General features: G+C 55.5%; 11 protein-coding genes. All 11 read right to left on the reverse strand.

The features are described 5' to 3' along the window. Nucleotide 1 precedes the first annotated feature (1 nt). On the reverse strand, nucleotides 2–1507 hold the full coding sequence (locus tag JXA24_05430) for an ABC transporter substrate-binding protein (protein MBN1283199.1): 1506 nt from the start codon (nucleotides 1505–1507) through the stop codon (nucleotides 2–4). Continuing rightward, complete coding sequence (locus JXA24_05435; GenBank protein ID MBN1283200.1) at nucleotides 1504–2259, reverse strand: hypothetical protein; 756 nt, start codon at nucleotides 2257–2259, stop codon at nucleotides 1504–1506. The genes JXA24_05430 and JXA24_05435 overlap by 4 nt, the downstream gene beginning before the upstream one ends. A 556-nt stretch (nucleotides 2260–2815) precedes the next feature. Further along, entirely contained in the window at nucleotides 2816–3247 is a 432-nt protein-coding gene (tnpA, locus tag JXA24_05440) for an IS200/IS605 family transposase (protein ID MBN1283201.1), read from the reverse strand. Between the two features lie 298 nt (nucleotides 3248–3545). Then, a complete protein-coding gene (locus JXA24_05445; GenBank protein ID MBN1283202.1) occupies nucleotides 3546–3881 on the reverse strand; it encodes a nucleotidyltransferase domain-containing protein in 336 nt (111 codons plus the stop codon). Then, nucleotides 3845–4249, reverse strand: coding sequence for a HEPN domain-containing protein (locus JXA24_05450; protein ID MBN1283203.1), 405 nt, complete (start codon nucleotides 4247–4249; stop codon nucleotides 3845–3847). Before JXA24_05450 ends, JXA24_05445 begins: the two co-directional genes overlap by 37 nt. Before the next feature lie 175 nt (nucleotides 4250–4424). After that, nucleotides 4425–5666: a hypothetical protein gene (locus JXA24_05455; protein ID MBN1283204.1), complete on the reverse strand. Its 1242-nt coding sequence runs from the start codon at nucleotides 5664–5666 to the stop codon at nucleotides 4425–4427. Between the two features lie 467 nt (nucleotides 5667–6133). Continuing rightward, entirely contained in the window at nucleotides 6134–6508 is a 375-nt protein-coding gene (locus JXA24_05460) for an endonuclease domain-containing protein (GenBank protein MBN1283205.1), read from the reverse strand. A 258-nt stretch (nucleotides 6509–6766) separates the two neighbouring features. Further along, nucleotides 6767–9703, reverse strand: coding sequence for a S8 family serine peptidase (locus JXA24_05465; protein MBN1283206.1), 2937 nt, complete (start codon nucleotides 9701–9703; stop codon nucleotides 6767–6769). 313 nt (nucleotides 9704–10016) lie between these two features. Further along, nucleotides 10017–10364 carry a hypothetical protein gene (locus JXA24_05470; GenBank protein ID MBN1283207.1) on the reverse strand — a complete coding sequence of 116 codons (348 nt, stop codon included), beginning with the start codon at nucleotides 10362–10364 and terminating at the stop codon, nucleotides 10017–10019. A 274-nt stretch (nucleotides 10365–10638) separates the two neighbouring features. Continuing rightward, a complete protein-coding gene (locus JXA24_05475) occupies nucleotides 10639–10851 on the reverse strand; it encodes a cold-shock protein (GenBank protein ID MBN1283208.1) in 213 nt (70 codons plus the stop codon). A gap of 172 nt (nucleotides 10852–11023) precedes the next feature. Further along, nucleotides 11024–13609, reverse strand: a complete 2586-nt coding sequence (clpB, locus tag JXA24_05480; GenBank protein MBN1283209.1) for an ATP-dependent chaperone ClpB — start codon at nucleotides 13607–13609, stop codon at nucleotides 11024–11026. Nucleotides 13610–13882: the final 273 nt, after the last annotated feature.

The raw sequence follows: 13882 nt of genomic DNA on the forward strand, positions 1-13882 counted from the left end.
GTTAATCCTTTTTACGAATACTTATGTCGGACAGATCGATATTCCATATCCCCTGACCGTTGGGGCTTATACCATCTAGTTTTGGATTCACCGCCAAAGCGACGTTCGTGGAGAATAGCGGCACGACTACCGGATCGCGGCCGAGTTCTTTGTTGACCGACGAGTACAGATGAATACGATCCCTGCTGTTTTCCAGCACACGCGATAGCTCCAACAGCTTGTCCACCAGGCGATTGTTGTATCTCATGAAGTTAAACTGACCACTTGAATGGAGGAACGGGAAGTAGTAGGCATCAGGATCAGGATAATCGCCCAAGTATCGAACATATGCTACGTCAAATCTATTGTGGTACAGCCTGGCTATGTAGATCTCGTGCTCGCACATATCCAGGCGGACCCCGATCCCCTTCTTCCTCCATGCATCCATGATGCTGTCTATGACCACAGGATCCCTCTCATAGATTTTTCTGGATATCAAAAAGCGCAAGTCCCGTTCCCGGCCCCGCCCGCGCTTTCCCGAACCTGTCCCTCTGTCAATTGAGAGCTTCTTCCATCCGGGAATATCCATGGGTATCAGCGCATCGACGGGCCTGACCCCGATCATATGCGAAACACGAGTAAGCCCTTTGTTGTCGGTGCTGTGCAGCAAAAATACGCGTTCATCATCCCGCATCGTGCCATAGTTCATGACCAGCACGTCTACCGCATAATTAGGAAACCTTATGACGGTGCTCCCGCTCCTGCGGTATCTCGCAACTTCATCCTCCAGTTGAAGTTGGACTAAAGCCATACCACTACTGTCATACACTGCCTCGCTTAAACTCCCGTTGTCGTTCTTGATGAATCTGATCTTTTTGAAATGCGCGCGTCTGCCGTTCACATTTGATTCATTGGCGACTAGGACAAGCGAATTGTCAGAATGGCTTCCGACGCGATACGGACCTGTGCCAATAAATTGGCCGTCTAACTTGAAACCGATCTTGGCTAACGGACTCGCCAGGCACATAAGCAGGATGTTGGAGGGCTCGACAAGTCTAATCTCGAATATGTTCCCTGAAGCGGACAGCCCGGATACAACCGGCGACCGGCCCTCCAGATAATCGTCCAGCCCCTCCACGTTTCCTACGATCCACCTCCTGTCCGGATGTTTTCTGAGCATACCTTCGTAATAATGCTTCACAGCATCTCCAGATACGATCCTACCCGAGGAATCTCTAACATCGTCATTCAGGTGAAATACGTAATGTTTTCTGTCCATGCTTATAGTCCACCGTTTTGCTATGTCCGGCATCACTTTCAAATCCTTGTCGAGTTTGACCAAGCCTTCAAATACCTGGTTGATCACTAGGGCGCTAGTGAGATCCCTTACGCCATCGGGCGTCAGTTCGATATCAAGGTTTACAACGTCGATCACAAGCTCGTAGGATTCAGAATGAGCGTAAGTCGACGCAGAAAACAAGACCAGCGCAAGCAGAGATAGGATCAATTTTCTCGTTATGATATTCATACATTTCTCATGACAACCGCAATACTGGCGGAAGCCGGATCCGGACAGCACATCTCAACTGGACTGCCAAACATCTCGTCGATCTTAAGACCGAGCTCGTCCGCCACATCCCTGATGAATTTGTAAGTCATGGCACAATGCTCAAAACGTACCAGCCTCTCCGCGCCAGCGCCATCGTCAGGCAGGAGCTCGATCTCGACTATGAGTTTGTCGTTCTTAACATCCCTCTGGATCCATGTCCTTCTCCTTCCTGAAAACAGCCCTCCGATATCGACATGCTTCTCGACGGTCATTTCTCTGTGTGAGGAGAAAGAAGCGGCATTGTCTACGTGAAATGCAATGCGCGCCCTTTCACCCATGACGGAGGCCACTGTCCTTAGAATATCGCTAACATCGCGTTTATTGTGATTCTCCGAGATCACATTGCACGGCATGATGGCCAGACAGGAATCTATTTTTCCTTTCACATCTCTTATATCCTTATTGATCAACTCGTACCTCTTCAGCGTCCTGTCATCCGAAGCTCTGTCGAGCACAGACTTCAATTCGGCAAACATTCCGTCACTTCGTTCAACCCCTATAATTTCGTAATCAGACAGCAGCTCAAGCATCACCCTTCCGGCACCAGGACCTATATATAGGATGGGCTTGTCGTTCGCGTATCTTCGCGCGGCATATCGCCAGAAAGGCATATCATCCGTATATGTAAAAAAGGCGCGGTAGTAGCGGGCAAACTCGCCGAAGCTATCCATACTTCTGCTCCTCAGATGCGCATCGGCGGAGGTGTTACACCTCCGCCGATGCATTCAAGTTAAGCTACAGCCTGTTATTTCCCACTTTCTCTGCATGGTGTCATAGCTTAACCTCCTTTCAGCTAGAATTGATAGATTTTTAACGTTTCTGCATAGAACCTTATGAACGTCAAATAATAAGCTCATAATTATTAATGACGTCTCTTTCATGGTTGATTGCAACATTTATACCGGCTTGCCGAAAACGTGGATTCCATTGATTATCGGTGTATTATAGGAAATGTTGCTCATTATTTGTGTTCAAATTTTCGCAATAATGAACACCGTGTTCATTATTGCGGACACCATATCCTTAATGATTACGAACTGTTAGCACCCCTATCTTGGCTAAAACTCTTGCGACTGGTCAGAAGCCCCGGCACGTGATCAAGGCTGGCAACTGAATCGGGGCGTATCTGCCATCCGATAGCTTTTTCACTATAAAGCAGGTTAGTGGTGTAAATGACCTCCTCCCCGGACTGCGCTAGCGCTCCGTCCGGGGTTTCCTGGAAAAGCGTCATGAGAATTCGAAGCCTACCTGTTGCGACAGATCCTGCCGCCCTTGGTATTCTATATATTTTTTAATTTGCTCCTCGTTGAGCCCGATAGTGAATGAGAAATACCCCACACTCCATATTGATCCGTCCAGATACATGCGCCGTATAAACTTGAATTTCCTCTTCAACTGCTTGCTCGCTTCAATCTTCAATTCCTGTACTGCCTTCGAGACTGGTATGTTCGGGGGGATCTCAATCTGAATGTGGATATGATCTTCATCGATATTCATCGCGATCAAATGGAGCGTGGGGTATTTCTTCATCGCCGAATAGAGGCTCTTCGCAAACTCTCCACGCACGTAGTCCTTCAGATATTTCCTGCGATATTTCGTCCCCCAAACTATGTGATATTGATGTTGATATACTGAATGCTGCAGGCTTCGAATTCTCATGATTACCCGTTGCACACGCCTACGGCCTGTGCAACGGCAAAGGAGTCATTCATCCCCGCACTCCGGCGGCTTGCCAAATCCTTTAGATTGCCAGCTCTTCTAGAACGCCGCCTGCGTGCGGGGTTTCCTGACTTGGCAAAAGGTTAGTGGTGTAAAAAGGCCGGGGGTAACCGGCCTTTACGGCAAGTACCAGAAACAAGCTGATAGTTACTGGTAGGTGGCTGTCTTATCTCCTGCGGCGTTTGATGGGGGCGTGGACGAGGCGCATGGCGCCGACGGCCAAGAGGGAGATTAAAAGTTACGCGGCCTCGTCGTAGATGACTTTTCCGCTGCGCAGTATGTCCGCCTCGAAGCTGCGGGAATCACAGTCCAGAAAATCATCCGGAAGATAAGGCAGCGCTTCGATCTGGGGGGTTATGTGACGCGCAACCTCCGCAAGCAGCAGATGGTCATCTTCAGTACCGCCGTGAAAATCCGGCGAAATGACGACCAGGTCGATGTCGCTCCATGGACGCGGGTTGCCGCGGGCGTAAGAGCCAAAGAGGATCACGCGCTGAATGCGAACACGCCGCTTCAGGGCATCGATATATAACTTAACTATTCGTTCAACATCAGGATAGATTTCCTGCACCATTTTACAAAATCCTCCGTCTGTGAAAGCAGCTCTGACGCCTGCGCCCTGCTCAACTCGGATGCAAGCTTCTGTTTGAACGACGGATAGCGACCTGCTATATAATATCTGCTCAGCCGATTCATCAGAAGATGCTGTCCATCGGACAGCTCGATCTTCAGCGATTCGACAAGGGTGGAGAGGTTATGAACATACGGAGGCGAATCGTCTCTCAATTTACACCATATCGCCTTCAGGATCTTTTCCGCCGCTTGCTGACTCATAAAGGCAACATAGAGGCTGTGCCCACTCGCCTCCATCGCAGCAGCGGCACTGAGGTCATAGTCAGCCCTCGCTACCCATTGATCCACGATATTTTTCGGATCGGTCATAGAGCGGATATAGCATTAACTCCATTGAATTAAAAGACTTTTTAAAGCTCTGCTCCGTTTTCATCTCACATGCCTGCAGGAAAACGGTTTGTAGCGGTAAACAAAAAGGCCGGGCTCCCCCGGCCTTTCTGGCAAGTACCAGAAACAAGCTGATAGTTACTGGTAGGTGGCTGTCTTATCTCCTGCGACGTTTGATGGGGGCGTGGACGAGGCGCATTGCGCCGATTGCCGACAGCGCGATGAGGATGCACCAGGCGATGCCGCCCGCGCTCGCGTCGTGCCAGGCAAGTCCCATGAGAGAGGCGCCGCCGCCGCAGCCGCTCGCTGCGCCCGCGGCCCCGATTATGCCGCCGCCGCCCTCGGTGGTGACACCGTCGCCGCCCATGCTCGAGCCCCCGCCCTCCTCCTCGTCGTCTCCCACAGGCACGTCGGTCGCGCCGCCCGTGGTGGGGATGTCGTAGGGGTTGGCGACAAAGGCGACAACACCGCCACCCGTAGGACTTGCAGAGAAAGAAAACTGTCTTGAAATACCTGCACTGCCTTTTTCAGAATCATTGTACATAGCGATCAAAGTCTTGTTCAGCACCTGCGGAGATAACGTTATCTCCACAGGGCCGAGATCCAGCATGCCCGAGCTTATGGTCACAGGGTTTGTCATGCCGCCCACGCTGGAGCATGACTGCTTATATGCGGTGAGCCCGGAGCACGTTGCCGAAGCCTCGTCGTCCATGCTCAAGAAAAACTCCACCTTGCCTGAGTTGCCCTCAGGGACGTCTATGAGCACATACGCGGGGCTGTCCTTGTACTCTATGATATCCTCGCCGTCGAGGAGCGGCACCGGCTCATTTTCTTCCATTTTGTAGAAAACAAGCTCGTGCATCACGCTGCCCTCGATCTTCACGCCGTAGTTGCGCAGAAGATCGGTGCCCGCCGGATCCTTGTTGTTGTATATGGAGCTGCCCTGGATCACAGGCCTGTTGTTCTCGGACATCACGTGCACGCCCAGGTGGTTGCTCCTGATTATGGAACCGCCCTTCACCTCGACGCCCACCGCATCGATTTTCACGCCCTCGTGACACCCGGAGGCCTGCACGCCGCTGAGCACCGCATTCTTCGACTTGACGTCTATGCAGGAGCCGGACTTGGTGGAGTCGCCGGTCACAACCACCCCTTTATCGTCATAGGCGCCGAGCTCGATCTTCCCCAGGCCGGTCATCTTGAGGCCGTTCTTCACGTTGGAGAGCTGGGTGTCCTTGAGGTGGATCGTGCCTGCCCCGTAGTGGTTTATGGCAAGGAGAGGGTCGGAGGAGAGGAGGGCATCGGCCTTGGCTAATTTCAGGCCTGTTATATAGATGTCATTCGCTATAGCCGCTTCAACATTCAAGGTGAACCCGGTGATGCCGTCCGCCGGTTGCAACTCGAGCTCTTCCATTAAAAAACATATTTCGCAGTTCCCGGATTCTTGATACGTGCATGGCGCAGAAAATGCGGAGTTAATCCGTGCTATCCTTTGAGCTTTGTTTATAAGGAGATTGAGATTAATCTCGTTGCTACAAACTTGGGCAGCAGCCGTACTACAAAGCAGCAAAAGGGCCGCTGCTAATATTAATGAGTATGCTCTCTTCATGACTCCTCCCCCATCTCTGAAATGTATGCATATCAATAGTAAGCAACTATTGTGCCATTGACGGACAAGGAGGAAGGGCTTGCATTTCAATAACTTAGGAACTGTCGGATAAGAAAAAGAGGTTAAAAATCACCCAGTTATGCGGGATTCATTATCATGATGAGAGGGATGGCAAGTGATGGACTATTCTTTACAGCAGATAAATGAAAGGTCACCCTCTCCCTGACCCTCTCCCATCGAGGGAGAGGGGATAGAAATCATTTTTCTCCCTCCCTTGATGGGAGGGAGTCAGAGGGAGGGTGATCCATGCATTCACGATGCACTGATTCAAGCACATCCATCGGATTAAGAAGAATGTCGCTATTCCAGTATCTCAACACTCTGTAACCTTGACTTGAAAACCATTGATCGCGAGAGAGGTCCTTCGCATTCTCCAAGTGATGACCACCATCACATTCAATTATGAGCTTTTTCTCATAACAGATAAAATCAACTATGTATGGTCCTATTGATTGCTGTCTCCTGAATTTAAAGCCGGAAAACCTCCTTGCTCTAAGATGCTGCCAGAGCAAGCGCTCGGCATCGGTAGATTCCTTGCGAAGTTTTCTAGCGAATTTGATGAGATGATTCATGGGTCACCCTCTCCCTATCCCTCTCCCATCAAGGGAGAGGGGATGAGTATGTCAAGGTCACCCTCTCCCTGACCCTCTCCCATCGAGGGAGAGGGGATGAGTATGTCAAGGTCACCCTCTCCCTATCCCTCTCCCATCAAGGGAGAGGGGATGAGTATGTCAAGGCCACCCTCTCCCCTACCCTCTCCCATCGAGGGAGAGGGAAAATAAAAAGGGGCGGTGAGCCCCTTTTTAAACCCGCGATTTAACTCCGCTCAATCATTGCGTACTGACTGAAACCATGTCTACCATGATGGGAACCGGGTCACCGGGATGTTGCGCCTGATATAAATTCATCAGTTGTTGAGCGTATGTATAACTTATTCCACCCGCATATGATCTTCCAGGTAATGAATGAGGTAAGGAATTCAGCGTAATATGGCGCGCTGAATCACTACTCATAAGAGACGAAAATTCCGTGCCACTGTAGGCAATTCTCCATTCATTTGGACACATGACCGCTCTGTCCAGTATTCCATCGCCATCGAAGTCAGTCGTAACAGGGTGGCAAAAAGCGTTACCGTAAATATTAGCAGGCGCGATCAAGGCGAGATTGGACCAGTAGTTGTCATTGGTTATAGGCCACTCGCCGTTGCTCCTTTTCACGCTTATCATTGGAGAATAACCGTATAAAAATTTCCCTCCAAACGGCACAACGTCGTTTCCACCAAAAATAAATGGAGTGCCGTCCATCGCATCGTATTCAGGATAAAACACATTTCCATCAAAAGGTACAAGATACATCCGTCCTTCATCAGCATGACTATCAGGCACCTTGAAACCCAATACAGCAGTGCCATTTTCCATAAAATCGCCCACAAAGGGCAAATATGCCCAGCCAGGCGCCTGGCTCAGTTGAGTATTTGAAATAAGTTGAGCGGTCTTTTCAAAGCCTGCAAATGAACTTTCAGTGCCATCGCCATAGTCGATTCTCACCATGCCATCCGAACAGATAATCGCGATGTCGTTAAAACCATCCTTTGCATATCCACTCTTGTAATAGTTACCGATCACCGGCCTGCTGTAGTCCGCGTCGTCCGGATCCAGGGCCATCTCATCGTGCCACTGGGCAGAGTAGTCGAGCACCCAGTCCCAGCCGTGCCAGAGGTTGTTGCGCGTGAGGTCGGTGTCGGTGAGGGCAACGTAGAAGGTGCCCGCGCACTTGTCGTAAGCAACGAAGTCGGCCCGGCCGTCCGAGTTCATGTCCTCCACATAGGGCCACGCGCCGCACAGACCGGGGATCACAGGGAAGCTCACGTCCACGTCCCACGCGCCGAAGCCGTCGGCCGCTGGGCCCGTGCTGGAGAGATCGACCTTCCAGTTGCCGTTGCTGAACTGCACCAGGTCGGCCCTGCCGTCGCCGTCGAAGTCGTAGTGCTTGGCGATCTTTGTCCCCTCCGGGAAGATCTCGGAGTCGGGACACGAGGGGTCGGAGTTAATGGGATCGAACTGTCTGCATATGATGCCCACGCCCTGCGCGCGCAGGGCTATCATCTGCGACTCCGTGAGCTGCTCGTCCGCGGCGAGCTCGGGATAGGAGCTGCTCACCGACGCGAGGAAGGTGTCCACGAGGGTCATTGCAACGTCGATGCGCGGCTGCTTGCCGATGTTGCCGCCGCCCCCGACCTGCGCCACGCCGGAGCTGTAGAGAATCTCGCGCATCTTGAGCGGCATGAGGTAGCGGCGATGTCCCAGCTCCTGCCTTGCGTAGCTCTGGACCAGCACTGCGGCTCCGCCCACGATCGCAGCGGCAGAGGAGGTGCCGCCGAAGTTGTCTATGAAATAGGTGTTCGTGGTATCGTTGGGCGGGATCGGTGGGGTCGTTCCATTCCAGGCGTATTCGCCGTATGGATAGCCCGTGGTCACAACCCCGAATCCCCACGAAAACGCGTTGAAGCGCGAGCCGTAGTTCGTGAACGCTGAGGCCATGATCTCGTCTGCGCCGCCTGATGCGCCCACCATCACGGCGCCCGCGTCCTCGTACGAGAGGTTGTGCGCAAAGCTCCAATCCCCTGTGTAGAGATCAGGGTTGTCGAGATTCATCTGGCCGTTGCCGCCGCCCTCGATCACGGTCACGCCAAAGGCTGTTGCCTGCTCTATGGCGCCGAACACGTCGGGCCAGAGCTCAAGCGGCACGCAGCCGTATTGATCGTCCACAGAACCGGCGCAGGTACCTGAAGTGTTAAACTTTCCCGTCAGCTGAACCTCTAATATCCATATCGAACCCGGCTCGATGTCGTCGTCGCCATCGGTCGTGGGGCTGTCTATGCCGTCTGTTGCAACGCCGAGATCGCCTGCCGCTCCATCCGTCATACTGCCCTGCACATAATACGCATCGTGCGCAAGGCCGGTGACCCCGTGACCATTGTCCTGAGCGATGAGTATGCCCGCCACCGCGGTTCCGTGCGCGATCCACGATTCGCAATTGGGGATGGCATAGGGAAAACCGGGCGCGCAGTCGGGCTGGTAGAGGAAATTGCCGCCGTCATCCAGCTCCGCCTTCACGAGGTCGAACTCCTCGTGGTCAAAGTTCATGCCGGGCTCGTTGTCCACCACATAGACGTCCTGGCCGGTTATCCCGGCTGCCCAGGCCGCCTCTGCGTTCACGCCGCCGTGTGTGGCCTCGGGCTTGAGATACCCCTGAAGGCCGGTGAGGTCTGGCGTGGTGAGGAGGGACGAAGGGAACGGCTTGAGCTCGGGATAGACCTTATCGACGCTGGGCAGGCCCCGCAGGTTCCGAAGGATCTGCACCGCGTAGTCGGGCTTCTTCGCATCCACGCGAAACACGAGGTTCCAGTCGGTGAGCTTCTTGCCCGAGAGCCTCTCGAGCTTCATGCGCTGCGCCTTGACCACGTCCATGGGCGCATCCACGGAGCGGGTCATCACGATGGAGCCTGCGGTGGAGAGGAAATCTTTGGTGTCAGGGGATTGCCGCGCTTCGCTCGCAATGACATCCTTGATGGCAGCGACGATCTCATCGTCGCTCGCACTGACGTCCTTGGCAGCGCTCACCGCATCCGCGGCCGAGCTGCTCTCCAGCACCGGCAGCACGCTCTCGTTGAAATAGACCGTGAGGCGGCCTGAGTATGCGTCCGAGTAGATGAGGTCCTCGAGGGAGGAGCCTGGACCCAGATCCGCGTTCGGCCCCACGCTCACAGGGCCGCCGGCCCCGCCGCAAGAGGAAACAAGAAGAACTAGAGCGAGGAGAAGGAACAGCGACCACCCTCTCCCTGACCCTCTCCCATCAAGGGAGAGGGGATATGATCTCTGTGGGGTTCGGATCGACATCCTTAAATCCCCCTGATTCTCAACAAGTTCGCCATCTTTCTACCACCACTGTCAACTATATACAAGGCCCTTCTCCCGGGCGCTCATAATTCATTTTCGGCAAGGATCACAAAAGGTTGCGTGATTTCTCAGGCGCCCGGAAACCGGCACGGGATATGCATTGTAAGGCAGGGGTCAGCGGTCAGTGGCCGGGGCTTTCAAGCGTGGTTATGCGGGTCTCGTGGTCATCCACTCGCACATGGATGGAGTCGATCTTGTCGGCCAGGCGGGTTTCCATGTCTTTCATCTCGCCGCGAAGCGTTTCCCCCATGTCCTCGATCTGTCCCTGCAAATCTTCCTTCGTGGCTTTGAGGGCCTGCTGGGTCTGGTGGACCTCCGTCTCCAGCTTGTCGATCCGTTTGCCCAAGACAGCCTCGGTCCCCTTGGCGGTGGATTTGATCAGGTCCTTGATGTCCTCAAGGATGGGGATGAGCCTGCCCTCGGTCATGACCCTTTCATGCGACTTTGCAGCAATAGTTTTGTTTCTCATGCGACTCCTCGCGGTCGAACCGGGTTATCAGAGCCCTCGGTCATGAACAAGGAATTTCTGCTGAAATTATTTAGCAGGAACCGTGCCAGAAGGGACCATGGATGGCCCAAAATAAACAGGCGGGATATCAGCGCGTTACGCTAAGCGCTGCAGGAATGCAAAAGATATGGGTGCTGCGTTTTTGTGCAATGTGACCGGAATCGCTGCACCCTTTCAAAAAAAAATCCCCGGCCTTGCGGGCCGGGGATCGCCTTTTGGCAGATAAATTGTTTTATCAAACCGCGGTGACGTTGGCCGCCTGCAGGCCCTTGGGGCCCTGAGTGACCTCGAACTCGACCGTCTGGCCTTCCTTCACGGTCTTGAAGCCCTCGGACTGGATTGCGGAGTAGTGGACGAACACGTCCTCGCCGCCCTCCTCGGGGGAGATGAAGCCGAAGCCCTTCGAGTCGTTGAACCACTTCACCGTACCTCTTTTCCTGTCTGCCATACACTTCCTTCCTTTCGTTGGGGCATTCTCCAGAACGCATAAAGCCGCAGAACCCAAAATCGGGCCCAGCGGCTCTCCGTACCATTACGTTGCGACCTGTAGATGCCTTAACTTCATGTTACAGGGCGCGCTATTACGACATAACCGGTTGATGTGCAAGCAAAAAAATGCGTCAGCTCGCCGCAAAGTCGATTTTTCCCCCTTTCACATCGGCCTTTATGGCATCCCCCTCCTTGAATTTTCCCTCCAGGAGTGCCGTTGAAAGGGGATCGATCACGTATTTCTGGATCGCCCTCTTGAGCGGCCTTGCCCCGTAGACAGGGTCCCAGCCGTGCTCCACGAGCAGATCCCTCGCCTTGTCAGTCATGGCGAGGCTCAAGTTGCGTCCCATGAGGAGCGAATCGACCCTGCGCAGCTGTATGTCCACGATCGAGGCGATCTCGGCCTTCCTGAGAGGGTGGAATATCACCAGATCGTCCACGCGGTTTATGAACTCGGGCCTGAAGTGCTCCTTCATGGCTGCGAGCACGCGCTCGGTCATCTTATCCTCGTCCTCGGCCACGTCGGCCAGGAACTGGCTGCCGACGTTGGAGGTCATGATCAGCACGCAGTTGGTGAAGTTGACCGTGCGGCCCTGGCCGTCGGTGAGACGGCCGTCGTCGAGTATCTGCAGGAAGATGTTGAAGACGTCCTGGTGCGCCTTCTCGATCTCGTCAAAAAGGACAACGGCGTAAGGCCTGCGGCGTATGGCTTCAGTAAGATAGCCGCCCTCCTCGTAGCCCACGTAGCCTGGGGGCGCGCCGATGAGGCGGGCGACGGAGTGCTTCTCCATGAACTCGCTCATGTCGATGCGCACCATGGCGCGCTCGTCGTCGAAGAGGAACTCCGCAAGCGCGCGGGCGGTCTCGGTCTTGCCCACGCCCGTGGGACCCATGAAGATGAACGAGCCGATCGGGCGATTCGGGTCCTGCAAGCCCGCGCGCGAGCGGCGCACCGCGGCCGCCACCTTTGCAAGCGCCTCGTCCTGTCCGACCACGCGCTGTCTGAGCCTCTCCTCCATGTGCAGGAGCTTGTCCACCTCGCCCTCGAGCATCTTCGAGACCGGCACGCCGGTCCACTTGGAGACGATCTGGGCTATGTCCTCTGCGGAGACGTCCTCGGTCAGCATCTTCTTGTCGGTCTGCACGGAGTTGAGCTCCGCCTGTCTCTCCTCCAGGAGTTTGGCCAGCGCGGGCATTGTGCCGTACTTGAGCTCCGCCGCGCGCTCGAGCTCCCCTGCGCGCTCCGCTATCTCCTGCGCGGTCCTGGCCTGTTCGAACTTCTCCTTCGTCTCGCGTATGGCCGCGATCGCCGCTCGTTCGCGCTGCCAGTGCGCCTTGAGCGCGCTCGATTGCTCGCGCAGGTCTGCGACCTCCTTCTCTAGGGCTGCCAGCCTCTCCTTCGCGTCCTTTGCGCTCTCCTTCCTGAGCGCCGTGCACTCGATCTGCTTGCCCATGATCTCGCGCAGGGTCGCATCCACCTCGACCGGCATGGAGTCGATCTCGATGCGGAGCTTGGAGGCCGCCTCGTCCACGAGGTCGATCGCCTTGTCCGGGAGGAAGCGGTCGGTGATGTAGCGCCTGGAGAGCTGCGCCGCTGCGATGAGGGCCGAGTCCTGTATGCGCACGCCGTGGTGCACCTCGTAGCGCTCCTTCAAGCCCCGCAGGATCGCGATCGTGTCCTCGACCGAGGGCTCGCCCACATAGACCTGCTGAAATCTGCGCTCGAACGCGGCGTCCTTCTCCACGTGCTTGCGGTACTCGTTGAGCGTGGTGGCGCCTATCGTGCGCAGCTCCCCTCTAGCGAGCATGGGCTTGAGCATGTTCGAGGCGTCGATCGCGCCCTCGGCCCCGCCCGCGCCCATGAGCGTGTGCATCTCGTCGATGAAGAGCACGATCTCGCCGCCCGAGGCGGCGATCTCCTTGAGCACCGCCTTGAGCCGGTCCTCGAACTCGCCGCGGTACTTGGCGCCGGCGACGAGCGAGGCGAGGTCGAGCTGCAGAAGCCTCTTGTCCTTCAGCGCATCCGGGATGTCGCCGGTGACGATGCGCTGGGCCAGCCCCTCCACGATCGCGGTCTTGCCCACGCCCGGCTCGCCGATCAGCACCGGGTTGTTCTTCGTGCGGCGCGCGAGCACGTGGATCACGCGCCTGATCTCGTCGTCGCGGCCGATCACCGGGTCGAGCTTGCCCTGGCGTGCGGCCTCTGTGAGGTCGCGGCTGTACTTCTTCAGCGCCTGGTACTTGCCCTCGGGGTCCTGGTCGGTGACCCTGTGCTCGCCGCGGATGTCGCGCAGCACGGCCATGATGACCTTCTTCGAGACCCCTGCCGCGCGCAACAGGTCGCCCGCCTTGCAACCCTTCTCGTCTGCGATCGCGATGAGGATATGCTCGCAGGAGACGAACTCGTCCCCCATCGCCTCCGCCTCCTTGAACGCGTTGTCGAGCGCGCGCTTGAGCGAGGGCGAGAGATAGGTCTGGCCCGCGCCTGTGCCGGTCACCTGCGGCGCCTGGCGCGCCGCCTTCGTGACATCTTCCAATATGCGGGCAGGCTCGACCCCGATCTTCTTCATTATCGCGGGCACCACCCCGCCATCCTGGCCAAGCATGGCGATGAGGATGTGCTCAGGCGAGATCTCCTGCTGGTTCCACTTTCCCGCCAGGGTCTGGGCCTCGTTCACCGCCTCCTGGGCCTTGAGGGTCAATCTGTCGAAGCGCATGGATATCCCCTTTCGCGGACTGCCCCAATGATATGAGGCCTTTTGGCGGAAATATCAAGCAGTAGGCGGAGTCAGCACAGAGTCAGCAGACCGAGCGGATCGGGGTGTCCATATTGTCATCCAGAGGCGTCGTTTGTACAGCGGAGCCCTATGCAACCGTGTGGACGCCGAAGCCTGCCTGCCGCAGGCAGGGATCCCCTTAAGACAGTTGGCAGCGTTTTCGTGTCCTCCCTTCGTCGACTGGCGCGCTCGCCTCGCTTCTTGTCGCGAAAA

This window comes from Pseudomonadota bacterium, assembly GCA_016927275.1.
In the GTDB taxonomy this organism is placed as follows: Bacteria; UBA10199; UBA10199; order 2-02-FULL-44-16; family JAAZCA01; genus JAFGMW01.

Bases quoted from the DNA above. Each gene is read 5' to 3' on its own strand.
- JXA24_05430 (MBN1283199.1), bottom strand. From the start codon at position 1,507: ATGAATATCATAACGAGAAAATTGATCCTATCTCTGCTTGCGCTGGTC.
- JXA24_05435 (MBN1283200.1), bottom strand. From the start codon at position 2,259: ATGGATAGCTTCGGCGAGTTTGCCCGCTACTACCGCGCCTTTTTTACA.
- tnpA (MBN1283201.1), bottom strand. From the start codon at position 3,247: ATGAGAATTCGAAGCCTGCAGCATTCAGTATATCAACATCAATATCAC.
- JXA24_05445 (MBN1283202.1), bottom strand. From the start codon at position 3,881: ATGGTGCAGGAAATCTATCCTGATGTTGAACGAATAGTTAAGTTATAT.
- JXA24_05450 (MBN1283203.1), bottom strand. From the start codon at position 4,249: ATGACCGATCCGAAAAATATCGTGGATCAATGGGTAGCGAGGGCTGAC.
- JXA24_05460 (MBN1283205.1), bottom strand. From the start codon at position 6,508: ATGAATCATCTCATCAAATTCGCTAGAAAACTTCGCAAGGAATCTACC.
- JXA24_05470 (MBN1283207.1), bottom strand. From the start codon at position 10,364: ATGAGAAACAAAACTATTGCTGCAAAGTCGCATGAAAGGGTCATGACC.
- JXA24_05475 (MBN1283208.1), bottom strand. From the start codon at position 10,851: ATGGCAGACAGGAAAAGAGGTACGGTGAAGTGGTTCAACGACTCGAAG.
- clpB (MBN1283209.1), bottom strand. From the start codon at position 13,609: ATGCGCTTCGACAGATTGACCCTCAAGGCCCAGGAGGCGGTGAACGAG.